Here is a 19,357-nt window from a genome sequence, read left to right on the forward strand (position 1 = left end):
AGTATAAGCCAATATTTTTAAACTTTTTCTCTATTGTGGTATTAGGATAATAATTTTAAAACTAATACGTTTGCATTCGGGATTGGTCGTAAAACCTTTTAAAACCCCACAGCGCAATAATAACAAAATATTATTGTGTTTTTGTCGTTAATTACTATATTGCGAACCCAATTTTATCATATTTGAATCTATGATGTTAAGAAAAAACCTAGCATTAAAGCTATTTGTTACTGTAATAGTGGCCTCACTCTTTGTAGGTTGCAACAAAACTAGGGACTACAAAAACAGTTCCCGTGCCACTGGTTGGAAAATGAACGCCAAAGAAGGCGGCTTTCAGTATGACCCCCAAACCAAAGAACAGGAAACTGGCCCAGGGCTAGTATTTGTTGAAGGTGGAACCTTCACTATGGGAAGAGTTCAGGACGATCCAATGCACGATTGGAACAACTCTCCAAATCAACAGCACGTACAATCCTTTTATATGGATGAAACAGAGGTTACAAACCTTATGTATCTTGAATACTTAGATTGGTTGAAAAAAGTATTCCCACCTTCTGATGAAAACTACAGAAGAATATATGAAGGCGCAGTACCAGATACACTTGTATGGAGAAACCGCTTAGGTTTTAATGAGGTTATGACCAATAACTATCTTCGTCATCCTGCGTATGCAGAATATCCAGTGGTTGGTGTTAGTTGGGTACAGGCAGTTGAATTCAGCAATTGGAGAACAGACCGTGTAAACGAAATGGTTTTGGAAACCGCAGGTGTTACCGCTAGAAACGCTCGTTACGACGTTGAACCTGGCGAAACTTTCAACACGGAAACATATTTAAACGCTCCAACCCTAACCTACGGAGGCAATGATTCTATTACCCGTGGTGGAAAAAAATCAGAATCCATTGCAAAAAGAAGCAAAGACAGCACAAACTTATATATTCAGCGTAAAGATGGCTTATTAATGCCTTCCTACCGTCTGCCAACCGAGGCAGAGTGGGAATATGCAGCACTTGGCCTAGTGGGTCTTCGTAATTATAATGTTTATAGAGGAAAGAAAAAGTATCCTTGGGAAGGTCAGTACACTCGCTCTGGAAAAAGAAGATCTCGAGGTGACCAATTGGCAAACTTTAAGCAAGGTGATGGTGATTACGGAGGAATAGCAGGATGGAGTGATGACGGTGCAGATATAACTGCACAAGTAAAATCATACGAGCCAAACGACTTCGGACTTTATGATATGGCCGGAAACGTTGCAGAATGGGTTGCCGATGTTTACCGTCCGATTGTAGATGATGAGTTCAACGACTTTAACTATTACCGTGGAAACGTTTATACCAAAAATGCGATTGGTGAAGACGGGAAAGTAAAAGTGGTTACTATGGATTCCATAATTTATGACACTCTGAGCAATGGAAAAATTGTAGCCCGCAACTTACCTGGGGAAATTCTTCAAGTGCCGGTTGATGAAAACGAAACTTATTTGCGCACAAACTTCTCCGAAAGCGATAACCGTGATTACAGAGATGGTGACAAACGTTCGTCCCGTTACTATCAATCATTCGCTGACGATGAAAGCGAAAGTGGTGATGGAACAAACCGTATGTACAATTCGCCCATCCAAAAAGTTTATGCTGATAGCACTGGTGCATTAGATCGTCAATATGACAAATCTTCAAGCAGAACAACTTTGGTGGACAATGAAGTTCGCGTTTATAAAGGCGGTTCTTGGAGAGATCGCGATTATTGGCTAGATCCAGCACAGAGACGTTATTTCCCTCAGGATATGGCAACAGACTATATCGGGTTTAGATGCGCCATGAGCCGCGTGGGTTCAAAATCCAAAAAAGGAAAGCGACCTAGAAACTAAAATTTCAAAATTTATAAAAACAGCCCTCCTGGCATACAGCTTCGGAGGGTTTTTTAGTATATTTATTTTATGAATATAGCAACTCTCCATCACTATTTTTTACAGAGTAACGGAATAAGCACAGATACTCGTAAAATATTCAGGGACTGTCTTTTCTTCGCTTTAAAAGGTGAAAATTTTAACGGAAATCTTTTCGCCCAGGAAGCATTGGACAAAGGTGCATTTAAGGTTGTAGTGGATGAAGAAGCTTTTCATAAATCAAACGGGGAAACAATTTTAGTTGAAAATGTACTTTTGGCGCTTCAACAATTGGCTAGTTTTCATAGAAAATATTTAGCCCTTCCTATTATTTCCCTTACTGGAAGTAATGGAAAAACTACTTCCAAAGAACTTATTAACGCAGTTCTTTCCCAAAAATTCAACACTGTTGCAACAGAGGGTAATTTAAATAACCACATAGGCGTTCCCTTAACGCTTTTGAAGATGAATAAGCAAACTGAAATAGGTATTGTTGAAATGGGCGCTAACCATTTAGGCGAAATCAGATTGCTGAGCGAAATTGCACAGCCCGATTACGGTTACATTACAAACTTCGGGAAGGCGCATTTGGAGGGATTTGGAAGTCTTGAAGGCGTAGTACAGGGCAAAACCGAACTTTATCAATATCTGAAAAAAAACAATAAAAAAGTTTTTGTCAATGCCAATGACCCTAAGCAAATGACCAATTCAGAAGAAATTGACAGAATAACGTTTGGCACTGAACAGAGTCATTTCAATATTGAATTATTGGACAGTTCGCACCATCTTTTGGTAGCGTTTGACGGCACAAAAATTCAAAGTAATTTAGTAGGGGCGTATAATTTTGTAAACCTTTCCGCAGCCATTGCAATAGGCTCCTATTTTAAAGTTTCGTCTGAAAATATTAAAGCTGGAATTGAAGCATATGTGCCCACCAATAATCGCTCGCAGTTAATAACAAAAGGCTCTAACAGCATTTTAATGGACGCCTATAACGCCAATCCAACAAGTATGCTTGCTGCTTTGGAGAATTTTAAACAAACCAAAGGCGGAAACAAAATATTGTTTTTGGGAGATATGTTTGAACTGGGAAAGGATGCCGACAAAGAGCACCAAAACATCGTTAATTTTTTAATAGAAAATCCTTTTGGAAAAGTCTATTTTATAGGAAGCAATTTCTTTAAAGCCTCGAACACTGCTTCTCATATAAAGCAGTTTGAAACTTTTGAAGAGTTAAAAAAGGAGCTCATAAGCGAAAGTCCCAGCAATGCTACAATCTTAATTAAAGCCTCCCGTGGCATGGCCTTGGAAAGGATCTTGGACATTATTTAAGCTTATTGAAAGTAGCTGTAAGCGAATTCTACACTTTCTATGACCATATTATTATCCACATCTGAAACAATCCATTTTACCGGGTAAGCGTTTGTAAATATCCAAGATTTTAGCGGTGTGCCATCGTTGTCCAATAAGTTAATAATTATGGTTTTGGTTTCTAGCAAATCATCTGGATTACCTCCCAAAATTTTATTGCACCAAATTATAATTTCAGAATATTTCGAAGCCATACCTCGTTTTAAAACCAAGTTTGAGAGTTTTGCCGAAATAGAAACACGATGTTTGAAGCTGTTATCGGAAATTCCGTCTGTGTTCATTTCCATCGAAATTCCAGATAACTCCTTAAAAACAATACTGTCGATTGCTGTTTCATCACTAAAACTAAGTTGAAAATAAAAAGCCATGGGAAGAAACTCATTCATCTATCCGTTTTTAATAGTTAAACCTTCATGGCGGAGTTCTAAAGTTTCTACAGCAACTTCATTTGCATCCGATTTCATATCAGTTGCTGTTACTTTTGTGGACCAAGCATTGTCTAAAGTCCAAGTCATTACAAGGCTTCCAGCTTCGTCCAAAAGTTGGATGATAACAGTTTCTTTTTTTATGGTATTCATTTTTATGGCATCATACCATTTTCTGAAATTGATGTCATTTATAAAGAGGCCCTTCTTCAAGGTTACATTTCCTTTTTTAGTGATACCCGGCATATCTATCGTAGAAAATTTCACGCTATCATTGTGCCTATATTCTATTACTTGTGGTTCAATATCTAAGCCTGAAACTTCTTGAAAGGAAGCCTCATTATCCTGTGAACCTAAATGTACTGTAAAGTATAATTTGGGTAAAGGCCAATTACTACCTTGCGCTTCTCCTGCCATTTTATATAGTATAAAAGTGATTATATAATATTAGTTATAAAATCCTTGATTCCTATAAGTACTACTACGTATATTATAGAAACAAAAAAATCCCGAAGAATATTCTCATCGGGACCTTTTTATGTTGGGTCATACTGTTCCGAAGCATCGGAAGAACAGTGACTTTAAATATTATTTTGTGGGTCATACTGGATTCGAACCAGTGACTTCTACCCTGTCAAGGTAACACTCTGAACCAACTGAGTTAATGACCCTTTTTTATTAAATGCGAAGATACAAATTCCAAAATCTAAAAGAAACAAGATATTTATTTGTCGAATTTTTTTATAGGTTTCTTTTTTATCATTCCGCCTTTTGCGTCCTTCACCGAAGTCATAATCATAAACGCCTGCGAATCAATCTTATCTACTTCCGTCTTCAATTTACTCATTTCCAAACGTGTAATTACAGTATATACCACATCTACGGGCTTTCGGGTCTCACCTTCTTTTGCAAACCCATTTTCGGCTTTAAAAATAGTACAGCCACGGCCCATTTTTTCAATAATGGCCAAGCGTATTTCCTCATTCTTTTCTGAAATAATGGTTATTCCCATAAACTCCTCAATACCGTCAATCACAAAATCCACCGTTTTTGAAGCGGCGAAATAGGTAAGGATTGCATACAATGCGATTTCCGTGGAAAGAAAATAGGCCGCCGTTATAAAAATGATCACATTGAAAATCATAATTACATTCCCCACAGTTAGACTTGTCTTTCGGCTTATGTATATCGCCAAAATCTCAGTGCCATCAATAATGGCGCCGCCTCGTATAGCCAACCCTATACCCAATCCTAGAAAAAGTCCACCGAAGGAAGCCACCAAAATTTTATCGTCAGTCATTACCGGATAGGGAGTCAGCGCAACCGCAGTTGCCAAAAGTATAATGCCCAGCACACTTTTTATTGCAAACCTTCTACCTACCGAAAAATAAGCCAATGCTAAAAATGGGAGGTTAAAACACACCAATAATAGTGGAAATGAAATACCCGCCAGTTCATTTACCATTAGTGAAATACCCGTTACCCCACCATCGATAAAACTGTTTGGCATCAAAAAACCTCGCAGCCCGAAAGAAGCCGAAATTACACCCAACAGCAAGTAGAAAAAATCCCAGACTTCGTGCGTTACTTCTATCTCCAGATTTTTTACACGTTTTTCAAAAGGCTCAGAAATCTGTGAAGGCTTTTTGTGCTTTTGACGGTTTTTTACAACGTTGACTATTATGCTTTTAAAGAATGGGTTCAAGGATTTTTGTTTTTAAAATATGAATTCAGCCAAAGTTAAACTTATTAATTTTAATATGAAATGTGGAATAGTACAATAAAAAAACCGAAGCTTTCACTTCGGTTTTTTTAAGATCTGGTGGGCGATGAGGGGTTCGAACCCCCGACCCCCTCGGTGTAAACGAGGTGCTCTGAACCAGCTGAGCTAATCGCCCTCATTGTTTTGAGGTTGCAAATATAAGTTAGTTTTTAATTCCCGCAAACATTTAATTGAAAAAAATTACAAAACCTCCGCAACCACAAAAGTACTTCCGCCAACAAATACCAAATCATTCGGTAAAGCGGCCTTTAAAGCAGTTCCGTAAGCCTTTGATACCGAAATGTATTCTTCTCCCAACAATCCAAATCCTCTGGCTTTGGTCAATAATAGTGACGCTTCCAAACCCCGTGGAATATTCGGCTTACAGAAATAATAGGCTGCATTCTTTGGGAAAAGTGGCAAAACGGAAGCCAAATCCTTATCGCTAACAACGCCAAGAACAATATGAAGTTTTTGAAAATCTTCGCTTGCAAGCTGTTCCATCACCAATTGTAAACCTTCTTTATTGTGAGCCGTATCGCAAATCACTTTTGGATTATTTTTTAAAAGCTGCCAACGGCCCATTAATCCCGTGTTTCTAACTGTATTCATTAAGCCTTTTTGGATATTTTCTTCTGAAATATCCCAGCCTCTTTTTTGAAGAATTCGCAGGGTTGAAATTACAGTCCGTATATTTTTTTTCTGATAAAAACCTTGCAAATCTGAAGTATAATTGGAAGCATCACAAGTTTCGGCAAAAACAATTGGCGCATTTTTTTCCAAAGCAATTTTTTCAAACACTGGTTTTGTTTCAGGCAATGTTTCTCCAATAATAATAGGCACTCCTGTTTTAATTATCCCCGCTTTTTCAGATGCAACTTTTTCCAAAGTGTTTCCCAAAAACTGGGTGTGGTCCAAACCTATATTGGTAATTACCGAAACTTCGGGCGTTATGATATTGGTACTGTCCAACCTGCCGCCCATACCCACTTCAATTATGGCAATATCCACTTTTTCACTTCGGAAATAGTCAAACGCCAAACCCACGGTCATTTCAAAAAAAGAGAGTTGATTGCTCTCAAAAAAAGGTTTGTGATTTTCAACAAAATTTGAAACATATTGTTCCGAAATCATTTCGCCATTAATCTTTATCCGCTCCCTAAAATCCTTTAAATGCGGCGAAGTATAAAGTCCCGTTTTATAGCCAGCTTCCTGAAAAACCGATGCCAACATGTGGCTGGTGCTGCCCTTGCCATTGGTGCCAGCTATGTGCACGCTTTTAAAACTTTTTTCGGGATTTTTTAAATATTGGGCAAGATTGAGGGTTGCGGCTAAATCTGCTTTATAGGCAGACTGCCCCACCCTTTGGTACATGGGCAACTGTGCAAAAAGCCAGGCAATGGTCTCTGGATAGTTGATGGCGGAAATTGTTAATATTATTTTTTGCCTTTTCCTTTTTGTAATCCCCGGCTATAATCATAGGCAAGGCACTAGAAAGGCATTCTTGCTTAGGGGTTAAAGATAAATAAAAAACGAGATTTTTTAAGAGCAATCTACTACTGCGAGAGGCTGAACCTATAAATAATTTTACCTATTTGTTTAGCGGGCGCTTTTTCGTCGGCATTAAATTTTGTGGCCAAAGCGGCTCTTTTGGCGGGCTCCAATAAACAACGGGAATTGTTTGTTGTACCACGTACACCGGGCGTTGCACTAATCACTCTTCCGCTGCGGTCCACTTCAATGCTAACCACAACCGTTCCAGCCTCGTTGCAATCCTGTACAAACTTTTCCTTATTCAGCGCTTTTCTTCCACCGAGTAAATAATTGCCATCGCCATCCAAACCTTTGCCGGTGCCGTAATACGCACTTGCGTTGGGATCGCCATCGGGGCTTCCCTTGTCACCCGGGTTAGCGTCGTTGCCTTCGCCTCCTTTTGCGGTTCCGTCACTTTTTGGGCCGTTTAAAATACTTGAAAGCGCATCGGTGGTAGCTTTATCGGGTTTGGGATCTGGCTTTTTTACTTCTTTTTTAGGCTGTTCCTTTACTTGAGTTTCAGTTTGCTCCTTTTTGGGTTTTTCGTTTTTAATTACTGGCGCATCTTCATTGTCTTGGGTAACTACTTCTTCCTTTATTTCAGACTTTGGCTGTGAAACAGGTTGAGCTGTGGTTTTTTGTGGTGCGGACTGAATTTTTTCAGTGGGTTGTATGTTTCCACTACCAGTATCGGTGGTTCCAAAATTTACCGCTATGCCCTGCTCCAATGGTGGGTCCATATATTTCATTCCCACATAAAACAAAAGAATAAGAATGATTACATGCACGATTACCGTGATGGTCATACTTTTTCGTTTATGTTCAGTATCGAGCAGGCTCATGGGTGAGAATTATTATTTCTTTTCTTTTTCAAAAAATATGCCGAGACGCATTTTATTAGTTCGGACGAACCGCTAGCACTACTTTAAAATTGTTGCGGTTTGCAATATCCATTACAAAAACGGCATCTTCAATGGGCACTCCCTCTTCGGCGCGTAGAATGATAGTAGGTTCTTCTTGCCCGGCAAGTGTTTTTTTCAATTCGCTCTCTATGCTGTATTCGCTCACACGTTCTTTATCTACATAATAAGCGCCATCTTTTGTGATGCTGACGGAAGCTTTCTGCACATTTGACGTTTTTCCCTTTGCCTTCGGAAGTATCAAATCCAAAGCATCTGGTGTTATTGCAGGCGAAGTGAGCAGGAAAAACACCAATAACAGAAACACAATGTCTGTCATGGAACTCATGCTGAACTCGGCGCTTACTTTATTTCTTCCTCTTAAGTTCATTAAGCAGGTTCATTTAAAATGTCAAGGAAATCCACAGCCGTGGCTTCCATTTGGTGCACCACCTTATCTGTTTTTACAACCAAATGGTTGTAGCCCATATAGGCAATAATACCCACAATCAAACCTGCAACCGTCGTCGTCATTGCCGTGTAAATACCTTCAGCAAGACTTCCCATTTCGGCCTGGCCGCTACTGGTGGCAAGTTGGTGGAAAGCCAAGACCATCCCGATTACGGTTCCCAAGAAACCAATCATAGGGGCTGCTCCCGCTATAGTCGCCAAAACACTTACGTTTTTTTCGAGTCTGTACACTTCCAAACGCCCTGCATTTTCAATTGCAGTGTTGATGTCTTCCAAAGGGCTTCCTATTCGGGAAATTCCTTTTTCGGTCAAATGTGAAACCGGCGTATTATTCTGCGCGCATAATACTTTTGCAGCTTGGATATTTCCTTTGGCAACATGATCGCGTATTTGATGCATAAAGTTGCTGTCCATTTTGGAAGCGGCCTTAATTGCGAAAAGGCGTTCAAAGTAAATATAAACCGCAACAAACAGCAGTACAAAAAGTACCAATATTATTACTTGTCCTGCCACCCCTCCATTTAAAAGGAGGTCCATTATGGATAGGGTTTTCTCTTCAGAAATAGGTTCAAGATCCTGCGCTACTTCAGCACCCTCTTGAATAAAGAAGTTTAACATAAAAAAGGTTTTGTTTTAGTGAATAACGGTATATGGTTTCAGAAATTGTTATGCATTGTGAAATAGCACTCTTTCTATTAAAAGGAATACCCCCGCACCAGCTATAAACCCTATGAATGCGAGCCAGGTAATCTTTTTAAGATACCAGATAAAGTCTATACGCTCCATACCCATTGCGGCCACACCAGCGGCAGACCCAATGATGAGCATACTTCCACCCGTTCCGGCAGAATAAGCAATGAAATGCCACAAGACGGAATCCATCGGCAAATCGTACATTCCCATAGATGCCGCTACCAGCGGCACATTGTCTATTATTGCGGATAAAATACCCAGCAATATAACCACCACGTCCTGATTTGGTATGGCATTCTGCAATACTTCGGCCAGATAGCGCAAGGTTCCTACCTCTTCCCCATTTACAACGCCATATACAAGACTTTCCAATCCTGCAACTGCCATCAAAATACCGAGGAAAAAAAGAATACTGGAAATTTCAATTCGCGAAAGGGCTTTATGTGCGGAATACAGGTGTCTTCTTTCCTTGCTGAAATCTTCTTCGGGATGGATATATTCCGAAACAAGCCATACCACGCCCAAGGCAAGCATCATCCCCATATAGGGCGGAAGATGCGTCAAGGTCTTGAATACCGGTACTGAAACAATCATTCCCAACCCCAAAAAGAGCATCGTTCTACTACTTAAAAGAGCCTCCTCTGCTTTGTCCTCGCGGGCATCCACATCTATCATTCCGCGGAAAGCGGGCATATAGCTGGCAATAACGAAAGGCAACGCAAAACAAACGATGGACGGTATCACCACATATTCAATAAGGCCTGCGGCAGATACTTTTTTCGCAATCCATAACATGGTTGTTGTAACATCGCCAATTGGAGACCAAGCGCCACCGGCATTTGCCGCAATAACTACCATAGCCGCATACCATAAACGGTCCTCTCTTCGGTGAATCAATTTTCTTAATAGTGTAATCAATACGATGGTTGCGGTAAGGTTATCAATAATTGCCGAAAGGAAGAACGCCAATATCCCGATAATCCATAGAAGCTTTCGCTTGCTTTTGGTTTTCACGGCACTCTTTAATACTTCAAAACCGCGATGAAGATCAATAATCTCCACAATGGTCATCGCTCCAATTAGGAATATAAGGATTTCGGCAGTTTTTCCTAAATGGTGAAGGAGCGTGCCTTCAAAGCCTTCCATAGCATGCTCTCCTCCGGAAAGAAAATTAAACGCCTGCTCTTCTGTATTAATCACGTCAAACCATCCACTGGTAAAACCGATAGCCAAAACTGCCCAAATAAGCGACGCCATTATAAGTGCCGGTACCGTTTTATCAAGCTTTAGGGGATGTTCCAGAGTGATGGAAAGATATCCGATTACAAAAATTAAAATGATAATTGATTCCATAATAGATGTTGATTATTGAAAATTATAATAGTTGCTTGAGGGCAATTTCAAAAGCGGTCTTGCTAATATTTGTTTTGGTACTGTTGTTATCAAAAGTATTTTGTATTGCGTTTTTAATGGTTATGGAAGTATCGTTAAAGATAGCCTCGTCCGTCATTTGCACCCTGCGCTCCATAAAATATGCGAAAACGCGCGCCATGCCGCAATTGCTTATAAAATCTGGTATCAAACTTACGCGCTCATCGGTAAATTCCATAATGGGTCCAAAGAAAATTTCCTTATCGGCAAAGGGAACATTGGCCCCACAACTTATTACCTCAAGGCCGGTTTCTATCATTTGCGAAATCTGTACTTTCGTAATCAAGCGCGATGCGGCGCAGGGCGCAAAAATTTCCGTTTCCAGTTTCCAGATTTTTTCATTTATTTCATCAAAAGGAATCATCTTATCGGCAACCAAGGTATTGCCGTCCTTTTTAAGAAAAAGTTGTTTGATCTCTTCAAAAGAAAAACCGTCCTTATCGATTATTCCGCCGTCGCGATCAATTATGCCCACAACCTTGGCGCCCATTTGCGAAAGATAGTATGCCGCGGCTGCCCCCACATTTCCGAAACCTTGCACGATGGCGCGTTTCCCTTTTACATTGCCGCCGTAAATATCGTAATAATGGCGCACGGCTTCTGCCACGCCATAGCCTGTAATCATATCGGCCACGGTATATTTTCTGGAAACATCTGGTGAGAAATTCACATTTTCCAAAACTTTTATAACACCTTGGCGCAACTGCCCAATTCTGTTGATTTTATCTGCTTCCGTTGGGGAAAAATGTCCGTTAAAAACGCCTTCTTGCGGATGCCAAACAGCACTCTGCTCCGTCATCGGGATTACTTCGTGTATTTCATCAACATTCAGATCGCCGCCGGTGCCATAATAGGCTTTCAGCAAAGGCGAGACTGCCTTAAACCAGCGTTCCAAAACACCTTTTTTACGAGGATCGGAAGGATCAAAGTTAATCCCGCTTTTGGCTCCGCCAATTGCGGGCCCGGCCACGGTAAATTTCACTTCCATTGTTTTGGCGAGCGAGAGCACTTCATTGGCATCAAGCCCTTTTCGCATACGCGTTCCGCCCCCCGCAGCACCGCCGCGCAAGGAGTTTATGACCGTCCAGCCTTCGGCCTCGGTTTCGGGGTCATTCCAATGAAAAACTATTTCGGGATCTTTTTCTTCGTACTTTTTGAGTAATTCCTTCATTAAATGTGGAGAGTTAAGTCACTCCTTCGCTAAAGCTTCGCAGTGTGAGGACAAATATAAAAAACTTGTGAGGGTTTAGATTTATTTTAAGTGAAATTTATGGATAGAATATTTTTCCCGAGGAATGATTTTTTAAAGCTCCCGTAACGCTGGCCAAACAATTCACCTCACCTCGAAGTTTCAGTACGCCCAAAAGTCCAAAAATTAGGGCCTCTTTGTATTCCACGATGTCAGGGGAAGGAATAACAACCTCAACCAAAGCGAGCTTTTTCAATCTTTCAATCAAAAAAGAATTGTACGCCCCGCCTCCAGTTATTAAAACGGAAGCATTTCCAGCTAATTGTTTTGCAAGTTGTATGGCAATATGCTCAGTAAAAGTTCGCAAAATATTCTCGGAAGAAATTTCAGAAGCTTCCAATAACGAAAAAATGTACTTTTTTACCCATTCCAAACCCAGGGATTTCGGGGGTTTTTCATCATAAAAAGAAAGTGCGTTTAATTTTTCAAGCAACCCTTCGTCCAAGTTCCCGGAAGCGGCTAGTTTTCCGTCTTCGTCAAAATCCTTTCCCAGTTTTTCAGCATATTTGTTTAAAACAATATTCGCGGGGCAAATATCAAACGCAATCCGTTGCCCATCTTTTTCAAAGGAACAATTAGCAAAACCGCCCAGATTCAAACAATAATCGTATTCGGAAAAAAGCAACTTATCTCCTATGGGCACCAGCGGCGCGCCTTGTCCGCCAAGTTCCACATCCTGCACCCTAAAATCACAAACCACAGTGTGGCCGATCGTTTTTGAAATGCGCGGCAGATTGCCTATTTGATATGTAAAACCCTTTTCGGGCTGGTGCAAGATGGTATGGCCATGGCTGCAGACCGCGTCAATTTCAAGAATGTTATGTTTTTTTATGAATTTTAAAATTTCTTCGGATAGCTTTTCGCTGTATTTAAAATCCAGCCGCTCCAATTTCTCTTTGGAATAATTTATGGCTTCGCGAAGTTCGTTCTTCCAAAATGAAGAATATGGAACAGTCTCGGCGGAAAGGATATTAAAATTCCACTTTCCATTAGAATAGTCAAAAACAATTTCAGCCAAATCAATCCCGTCCAGCGAAGTGCCGCTCATTACGCCAACAATATGATATTTCTGTTTTTTCAAATAATTTTAATTTACAGATATGAAAGATACATTTGAAAAGCTTGAAATCCCAAATTACAAGCACCAAATTCCAAAACATTTTTTTTTGGAATTTGGAATTTGGGGTTTGGTGCCTTTTGTTTTTTGGAATTTGGAATTTGGTGCTTCTTTATTATTTGGGATTTGCTTTATTTTTAAAGTACATTTGCAATTCTTTAAAATGAACCTTTTTCAAAAATAAAGCCTATGGATTTCAGTCTATCCGAAGAACAATTGATGATTCGCGATGCCGCTCGCGATTTTGCCCGAACAGAGTTGCTTCCGGGCGTTATAGAACGCGATAACCACCAAAAATTTCCGACCGAACAAGTCAAGAAAATGGGCGAGCTCGGTTTTCTGGGGATGATGGTTGACCCCAAATATGGGGGCGGAGGAATGGACACCGTTAGTTATGTGTTGGTAATGGAAGAGCTTAGTAAAATAGACGCTTCCTGCTCCGTTATCGTTTCGGTGAACAATTCATTGGTATGTTACGGCCTGCAAGCTTATGGCAGCGAGGACCAAAAACAAAAATATCTCACCAAGTTAGCAACTGGTGAAAAACTTGGCGCCTTCTGTTTAAGTGAGCCTGAAGCGGGCAGCGATGCTACATCACAAAAAACAACTGCCATTGACAAAGGCGACCATTATATTTTGAACGGTACCAAAAACTGGATTACCAATGGTGGAACCGCAGATTATTATTTGGTAATCGCGCAGACCGATAAGGAGAAAAAACACAAGGGCATCAATGCATTTATAGTTGAAAAAGGCTGGGAAGGTTTTGAAATTGGCCCAAAGGAAGACAAGCTTGGCATCCGCGGGAGCGATACACATTCCTTGATTTTTAATGACGTAAAAGTTCCGAAGGAAAACAGAATTGGCGAAGACGGCTTCGGCTTTAAATTCGCAATGAAAACACTTTCCGGCGGAAGGATAGGCATCGCCGCACAAGCTTTGGGGATTGCCGCTGGAGCTTATGATCTTGCCCGTGAATATTCCAAGGTGCGCAAAGCTTTTGGCACCGAAATATGCAACCATCAGGCCATTGCCTTTAAACTTGCCGATATGCACACCAGCATTGAAGCAGCCCGCCATTTGGTGATGAAAGCAGCTTGGGACAAGGATAACGGCAACAACTATGATATGAGCGGCGCCATGGCGAAACTGTACGCCAGCCAAGTAGCCATGGACGTAACCGTGGAAGCGGTACAGGTTCACGGCGGAAATGGCTATGTTAAGGAATATCACGTAGAACGTTTGATGCGTGATGCGAAAATCACCCAGATTTACGAAGGCACTTCAGAGATTCAGAAGATTGTTATTTCTCGAGGACTTTTAAGGGACTAAGAAAAAATAGATCTAACCTTTAGTTTACCCTGAGCGCAGCCGAAGGGCACGATCAAACAGAACATCAAACCCGTCCAAAGTGGCGGGTATTTAATTTTATTATATTAATATTGAAGTACAACGACTAAAATTATTATCTTACATATAATTTAAAATTCAACTCTTATGAAAACACAGTTAGGAGTATTGTTTTCCATTTTTGTATTCACAGTTTCGAATGCGCAAATCGGATTTCAGGAGAATATTATTACTGATAATGCTGATGGTACCAATGGAGCTGCTGATGTATATTCAGCTGATATAGATGGTGATGGAGATAAGGATTTAATTTCAGCATCTTTTTTGGATAATAAAATAGCTTGGTATGAAAATTTGGATGGGCAAGGAAATTTCGGGTCTCAAAATGTTATTACTACCAATGCAGAAGGGGCAAATTCTGTTTTTGCAGCCGATTTAGATGGAGATGGAGATATGGATGTTCTTTCAAGCTCTTACTTATATAATTATAATAAGGTAGCCTGGTACGAAAATATTGATGGACTAGGTACTTTCGGTCCACAACAAATTTTCCCTTTAGGTAGCTATGGCAATACAATTAGAACTAGATCCGTAGTTGCTGCTGATTTAGATGGAGATAACGACAGAGACGTTATAGCTACCTCTTATGACCAAATATCTTGGTTTGAAAATTTGGATGGCCAAGGTTTATTTGACGAAAAAAATCCAATTGGTGGTGCAGATGAACCTACATCAGTTTCTATTCACGATATTGATGGAGATGGTGATAATGACATTCTTGTATCAGAGTATTCATCTGTTAAATGGTTTAAAAATGAAGGGAATGGTAATTTTGTTCGTGAATGGATTACATTAAACGTAACCAACGCAAATTCTGCATATGCAACTGATTTAGATGGGGATGGTGATTTAGATGTAATATCAGCATCTAATGACTCTATAGTTGCTTGGTACGAAAATTTTAACGGCCTATTTGGTGCTCAACAAATAATTTCAACAAATACAAGTGGAGCATCCTCCGTTTATACATCAGATATTGATGGGGATGGCGATAATGATATTGCAGTAGCAGCTTCTGAAGCTATTCTTTTGTATAAAAATGATGCAAATGGTAATTTTTCCCAAACAACAATTACAACAGATGTAAATACTGGAAAGTCTGTATTTATAACAGATTTAGATGGAGACGGTGATTTAGATATAACGTCAGCATCTTTCATCGATGACAAAATAGCTTGGTATAAAAATTTAGATGGATTGGGAAACTTTGGAACCCAGCTATTGGTATCTGATTCTCAAGGCGCAAATGGGGCTTATTATGCAAGTTCTGCCGATATTGATTCTGATGGAGATTTAGACATAATTTCAACCTCACAAAACGATAGCAAAATAGCTTGGTATAAAAATCTTGATGGAAATGGCACTTTCGGAATGCAGCAGGTTATTTCTACTACTGTAAATGGTGCTAGTATAGCATGTATTGAAGATATTGATGGAGATGGATATCCAGATATTGTAGGCGGAAGTTTTACTTCCGGAAAGCTTGCTTGGTTTAAAAACAATGATGGGCAAGGTAATTTTGATCCTCAACAAATTATTGCGACCGATCTTCCAGGAATAAATTCCCTTTCAGCAATAGACTTAGATGGAGATGCAGATTTGGACCTACTAGTTTCTTCGGAATTTTATTCCTCAAAATTAGCCTGGTATGAAAATGTAGACGGTGCTGGAACTTTTGGACCTGAGCATACTCTTGAAAATGGAAATGGTCTCGGTAACTTTGCCCAGCCTGCCGATCTGGATGGAGATGGCGACATGGATATTATTGGAATTGTTCGATCTAATGGCACTTTGACTTGGTATGAGAACGAAAATGGATCTGGAAGTTTTATTGAACACAACTTGGGTAATACTTGGTATGATTATAGAATTTATCCAGCCGATAAAGAGGGAGATGGCGACATAGATTTTATTGCTTCTAACTGGATGCATTTAGCATGGTATATAAACTTAGATGGCTTTGGAAATTTTAGTCAACCTCAGCCCATAGATCTTTATGATAACTTTTATTTATCAATAGTATTTTCAGATATAGATAATGATGGTGATGAAGATATTATCTCTGGAGACCCATCATATGATAACCAACTCTTATTTTGGCGTGAAAATACAGATGGACAAGGAAATTTTGGCCCCGAAAATACAATTTCAACTATTAATACTTTGACTTCTATTAACATTGGCGATATAAATAATGATGGAGATATGGACATACTAATATCTGCGGAAGGTGACGATAAAATTGCATGGTTTGAAAACACGGGGCCTCTTAATATTCAAGAAAATGTTTTCCAAAATGTTTTCATCTATCCCAATCCCACAAATGGAATAATAAATATTCAATCAAAAGAAACTATTGTATCGGTCATTATTTACAACCAATTAGGCCAATTGATTTTAGAAGAAAGCAATGTTGAAGGAATCAATAGAGTCAACATAGAAAAATTAAACGAAGGGATTTATTTCGTAAAATTAAAAACTTTTAATGCGGAGGTTATAATCAAGAAATTAGTTAAAAAATAATTTTCAAAAATCAAAACATTCCTATAATAGGTTTTTTTATAAGAAGAAATTCCAAACCAATCCAAACCGCAGCACATTATCACGATACGGATAGCCCGGTGCGGCAAAATATTCGTTCTTTCCGCCGAAAAGTGCGGTAAAGTTTTCATAAATAAAGTAAATACGCGTCTGCCGTATTTTCGCATTAAAGAAAATATCTACTAACGGAAAACCGCCCAATTCCTGCTCGTTCTGTACATAAAACTCCGCGAGTACAGGGTCGTAAGCATTCATGTTGTATTTGGTGAAATATTTAAAACCCACCCCAGTCTGCAAAAACAAAGCGCGTTTAAACCAGTGGTCTTCAAAATAAAGCGTGTTTCTCGTGATGAGCTGTGGCACGTTAAAAACGGTTTCGCCACTCAACACCTGCTGGTACATCACGGTATTTTCCAATCCAAAATGCCCAAATTTAAATTCCTTTTCAGCCTTTATCTTTAAATAATCTACCCGTTCCGAAGCCTGCAATGGCGAAGGTGTGCTGTCATTTTCCTTGATTCCGAAGTAGGCGTAATCGTCAATTCCCGTATAGCTTACAGACGCATTTCCAAATTTTTTGGTGTTTATTTGAAATTTCAGTTCCTGGGTTTTTACATTATTCAGCTCGGTCTTCCAATTGTAATTTTGGTAATCACTTTGGTACAGCAAAAAGTTGAAATTGGGCGCCACCGAATGTACGGTTATGGAGGCTTCCGCATTATAATCTTCATTTAAATCAAACGAAGCGGCTCCTTGCAGAAAGTTTCCGTCAAAATCGCCTGCCACATTTATCGCCCCTTTTCCACGAAGCTTAAATCCTCGGTATTCCTTTTCGTACGCCGCACCAGCTTCAATAATATTTCCTTTAATCCTGTTGGGTATGCGCTGTTCGTCTAAAATCAATACCGAATTGTAGCCGTAGTTAAAATCATTATAGCCCACCCAAGCCGTAATTTTTCCGATAAGCGAGTTGTTAAAATCGGCATACGCCTTTACGTTGAAATCTTCAAGTTTCGTTTTAGTAAATAAATCAGTTGCTTCATACGAGGACCCAAATTCTGCAAATGACGTGGTTTGGTTGTATCGGAAAAACTTATCCTCATAGCTCAACACATTCCCGAGCGTTAAAACTGAATAGCCCGTACTGTCGCGCTGGCTCAACAATTCGTAATAATGATCGCCGTAAAAACGGAGCCCCTCCAGTTTGTTTTCGGCATTTTCAAATTTAACATCCAACCGTCCACGGTCGCGAAATTCGGGATCGTCATTTATAAAAAGTTGCAAGGAATTATTGGTCAACCCGCCATTTTCCTCATTCAAAATATCCTGTGCGGCTACGTGGGCACGTGCGACGTAGCGTTTGCTTTTGGTGTGGTAATTTGCAGTAAAAAGAAAATTTCCGGTACTCGTTAAAATATGTTGGTATTTCCCCAATGACCGAACCCCTTTATAGCCAATTGAAAAGTTGAATTGCGGGGAAGTATTCACCGTAAAAAAAGCATCCAGCTGCTGCCCCTGCTCGTAGGCAGTTTTAAAGTAAAGTTCCGTTAATGGCGTGGGCACATTAAAATAATTTACATCTTCAATTTCCTTATAATTGAAATGATGCGACTGAGCCACAAAAAGCGGTTTCAAATTCAACCTGTCAAAAGAATAGGCAAGTGAATTATATGTCTGCCCCACGTTTGAAAATTGTAGCAGTTCAAAATTGTCCCTTCTCAAATAATTAAACTTATATTTTTTCTCGATTGAGAGCGTAGTATCTACGAATGTTGTATCGCGTGCCGTTGAAATTATTTTGTAGTAATCAATTGGCGGTTTTTCTTTAGTTGCATTTGGAGTTTGCGAAAACACAGTTGCCGAGGCACATAGAAGAAGTAAGAGCAAAAGTGTGTTTCTCATTGGGTATAAAGTTTCAGCGCAAAGGTAAATTTTTAAACGGAAATAGTTATTTTTAATTTTCTATGTTGAAACTTAAAATCAATTCCCATTTATTGGAATGCGGCACCGATGAAGCAGGACGAGGCTGTTTGGCAGGGCCCGTTACCGCCGCTGCAGTAATTCTTCCCGATGATTTTAAGCATCCATTTTTGAATGACAGCAAGCAACTTTCCGAAAAAAAACGACTGGAACTTAAAGCTATTATCGAGCGCGAAGCCATCTGTTTCAATGTGGTTCACGTGATGATGGACGAGATTGACAAAATAAATATACTAAACGCCTCCATTTTAGGAATGCACCGCGCCATTAACGGACTCTCCTGCCCTCCCGAATTTATTGCCGTTGACGGAAACCGATTTAAACCTTTTGAGAAAATTCCTTTTGAATGTGTGGTAAAAGGCGATGGGAAATTTCTGCATATTGCCGCTGCCTCCATTTTGGCAAAAACATATCGGGACGAATATATGGCGGCGCTTCACCAGAAGTTTCCGCAGTACAATTGGAAGCAGAACAAGGGCTACCCTACCAAAGAACATCGCGAAGCCATTTGCGTTCATGGAAGTACTGTTTTTCACAGAAAAAGTTTCAAACTTTTACCACTGCAACTTGAACTCAAGCTATAAGCTACA

General features: G+C 39.8%; 16 protein-coding genes and 2 tRNA genes. 5 read left to right on the forward strand and 13 right to left on the reverse strand.

Annotated features, from left to right (window positions below; translation table 11 throughout):
- Positions 1-193 precede the first annotated feature (193 nt).
- Positions 194-1,867: a gliding motility lipoprotein GldJ gene (gene gldJ, locus LS48_RS07975; protein ID WP_078056406.1), complete on the forward strand. Its 1,674-nt coding sequence runs from the start codon at positions 194-196 to the stop codon at positions 1,865-1,867.
- A gap of 69 nt (positions 1,868-1,936) precedes the next feature.
- Positions 1,937-3,217 carry a UDP-N-acetylmuramoyl-tripeptide--D-alanyl-D-alanine ligase gene (locus tag LS48_RS07980; RefSeq protein WP_062621778.1) on the forward strand — a complete coding sequence of 427 codons (1,281 nt, stop codon included), beginning with the start codon at positions 1,937-1,939 and terminating at the stop codon, positions 3,215-3,217.
- A 2-nt stretch (positions 3,218-3,219) separates the two neighbouring features.
- Here LS48_RS07980 and LS48_RS07985 read toward each other — a convergent pair whose 3' ends face one another.
- The 12 genes from LS48_RS07985 to LS48_RS08040 form a co-directional block, all read right to left on the reverse strand.
- Complete coding sequence (locus LS48_RS07985; protein ID WP_062621780.1) at positions 3,220-3,642, reverse strand: phage tail protein; 423 nt, start codon at positions 3,640-3,642, stop codon at positions 3,220-3,222.
- On the reverse strand, positions 3,643-4,098 hold the full coding sequence (locus LS48_RS07990; RefSeq protein ID WP_062621782.1) for a phage tail protein: 456 nt from the start codon (positions 4,096-4,098) through the stop codon (positions 3,643-3,645).
- Between the two features lie 179 nt (positions 4,099-4,277).
- Positions 4,278-4,352, reverse strand: a tRNA-Val gene (locus LS48_RS07995).
- A gap of 53 nt (positions 4,353-4,405) precedes the next feature.
- Positions 4,406-5,386, reverse strand: a complete 981-nt coding sequence (locus LS48_RS08000) for a YitT family protein (protein ID WP_062621784.1) — start codon at positions 5,384-5,386, stop codon at positions 4,406-4,408.
- Positions 5,387-5,501: 115 nt separating this feature from the next.
- Positions 5,502-5,579: transfer RNA gene (locus LS48_RS08005), tRNA-Val, on the reverse strand.
- A 65-nt stretch (positions 5,580-5,644) separates the two neighbouring features.
- A complete protein-coding gene (locus LS48_RS08010; protein WP_062621786.1) occupies positions 5,645-6,862 on the reverse strand; it encodes a bifunctional folylpolyglutamate synthase/dihydrofolate synthase in 1,218 nt (405 codons plus the stop codon).
- A gap of 137 nt (positions 6,863-6,999) precedes the next feature.
- Positions 7,000-7,818, reverse strand: a complete 819-nt coding sequence (locus LS48_RS08015; protein ID WP_062621788.1) for an energy transducer TonB — start codon at positions 7,816-7,818, stop codon at positions 7,000-7,002.
- 55 nt (positions 7,819-7,873) lie between these two features.
- Positions 7,874-8,266, reverse strand: coding sequence for an ExbD/TolR family protein (locus LS48_RS08020; protein ID WP_045081168.1), 393 nt, complete (start codon positions 8,264-8,266; stop codon positions 7,874-7,876).
- Positions 8,266-8,964 (reverse strand): MotA/TolQ/ExbB proton channel family protein, encoded by a 699-nt coding sequence (locus tag LS48_RS08025; protein ID WP_062621791.1) that lies wholly within the window; start codon positions 8,962-8,964, stop codon positions 8,266-8,268. The genes LS48_RS08020 and LS48_RS08025 overlap by 1 nt, the downstream gene beginning before the upstream one ends.
- Before the next feature lie 48 nt (positions 8,965-9,012).
- Positions 9,013-10,392, reverse strand: a complete 1,380-nt coding sequence (nhaD, locus tag LS48_RS08030) for a sodium:proton antiporter NhaD (protein WP_045081170.1) — start codon at positions 10,390-10,392, stop codon at positions 9,013-9,015.
- A gap of 22 nt (positions 10,393-10,414) precedes the next feature.
- A complete protein-coding gene (locus tag LS48_RS08035) occupies positions 10,415-11,641 on the reverse strand; it encodes a Glu/Leu/Phe/Val dehydrogenase dimerization domain-containing protein (protein WP_062621793.1) in 1,227 nt (408 codons plus the stop codon).
- A 97-nt stretch (positions 11,642-11,738) separates the two neighbouring features.
- Positions 11,739-12,800, reverse strand: a complete 1,062-nt coding sequence (locus LS48_RS08040; RefSeq protein ID WP_062621796.1) for an anhydro-N-acetylmuramic acid kinase — start codon at positions 12,798-12,800, stop codon at positions 11,739-11,741.
- 225 nt (positions 12,801-13,025) lie between these two features.
- On the opposite strand from LS48_RS08040, the gene LS48_RS08050 reads away from it, so the two are divergent.
- Both LS48_RS08050 and LS48_RS08055 read left to right on the forward strand, forming a co-directional pair.
- Positions 13,026-14,168: an acyl-CoA dehydrogenase gene (locus LS48_RS08050; protein ID WP_045081174.1), complete on the forward strand. Its 1,143-nt coding sequence runs from the start codon at positions 13,026-13,028 to the stop codon at positions 14,166-14,168.
- Positions 14,169-14,333: 165 nt separating this feature from the next.
- Entirely contained in the window at positions 14,334-16,769 is a 2,436-nt protein-coding gene (locus tag LS48_RS08055; protein ID WP_062621800.1) for a T9SS type A sorting domain-containing protein, read from the forward strand.
- A gap of 36 nt (positions 16,770-16,805) precedes the next feature.
- Here the strand turns inward: LS48_RS08055 and LS48_RS08060 are convergent, their stop codons facing one another.
- The gene (locus LS48_RS08060; RefSeq protein ID WP_062621802.1) at positions 16,806-18,689 is read right to left on the reverse strand and encodes a putative porin; all 1,884 of its coding nucleotides are present in this window, start codon (positions 18,687-18,689) and stop codon (positions 16,806-16,808) included.
- A gap of 62 nt (positions 18,690-18,751) precedes the next feature.
- Here LS48_RS08060 and rnhB point away from each other — a divergent pair, with 62 nt between their 5' ends.
- Positions 18,752-19,351 (forward strand): ribonuclease HII, encoded by a 600-nt coding sequence (rnhB, locus tag LS48_RS08065; protein WP_062621804.1) that lies wholly within the window; start codon positions 18,752-18,754, stop codon positions 19,349-19,351.
- Positions 19,352-19,357 lie beyond the last annotated feature (6 nt).

It is taken from the genome of Aequorivita aquimaris, from assembly GCF_001573155.1.
Classification (GTDB): Bacteria; Bacteroidota; Bacteroidia; order Flavobacteriales; family Flavobacteriaceae; genus Aequorivita; species Aequorivita aquimaris.

Excerpts from the sequence above, each read along its gene's own strand:
- gldJ (WP_078056406.1), top strand. The coding sequence starts at position 194 with ATGTTAAGAAAAAACCTAGCATTAAAGCTATTTGTTACTGTAATAGTG.
- LS48_RS07980 (WP_062621778.1), top strand. The coding sequence starts at position 1,937 with ATGAATATAGCAACTCTCCATCACTATTTTTTACAGAGTAACGGAATA.
- LS48_RS07985 (WP_062621780.1), bottom strand. The coding sequence starts at position 3,642 with ATGAATGAGTTTCTTCCCATGGCTTTTTATTTTCAACTTAGTTTTAGT.
- LS48_RS07990 (WP_062621782.1), bottom strand. The coding sequence starts at position 4,098 with ATGGCAGGAGAAGCGCAAGGTAGTAATTGGCCTTTACCCAAATTATAC.
- LS48_RS08015 (WP_062621788.1), bottom strand. The coding sequence starts at position 7,818 with ATGAGCCTGCTCGATACTGAACATAAACGAAAAAGTATGACCATCACG.
- LS48_RS08020 (WP_045081168.1), bottom strand. The coding sequence starts at position 8,266 with ATGAACTTAAGAGGAAGAAATAAAGTAAGCGCCGAGTTCAGCATGAGT.
- LS48_RS08025 (WP_062621791.1), bottom strand. The coding sequence starts at position 8,964 with ATGTTAAACTTCTTTATTCAAGAGGGTGCTGAAGTAGCGCAGGATCTT.
- nhaD (WP_045081170.1), bottom strand. The coding sequence starts at position 10,392 with ATGGAATCAATTATCATTTTAATTTTTGTAATCGGATATCTTTCCATC.
- LS48_RS08035 (WP_062621793.1), bottom strand. The coding sequence starts at position 11,641 with ATGAAGGAATTACTCAAAAAGTACGAAGAAAAAGATCCCGAAATAGTT.
- LS48_RS08050 (WP_045081174.1), top strand. The coding sequence starts at position 13,026 with ATGGATTTCAGTCTATCCGAAGAACAATTGATGATTCGCGATGCCGCT.
- LS48_RS08055 (WP_062621800.1), top strand. The coding sequence starts at position 14,334 with ATGAAAACACAGTTAGGAGTATTGTTTTCCATTTTTGTATTCACAGTT.
- LS48_RS08060 (WP_062621802.1), bottom strand. The coding sequence starts at position 18,689 with ATGAGAAACACACTTTTGCTCTTACTTCTTCTATGTGCCTCGGCAACT.
- rnhB (WP_062621804.1), top strand. The coding sequence starts at position 18,752 with ATGTTGAAACTTAAAATCAATTCCCATTTATTGGAATGCGGCACCGAT.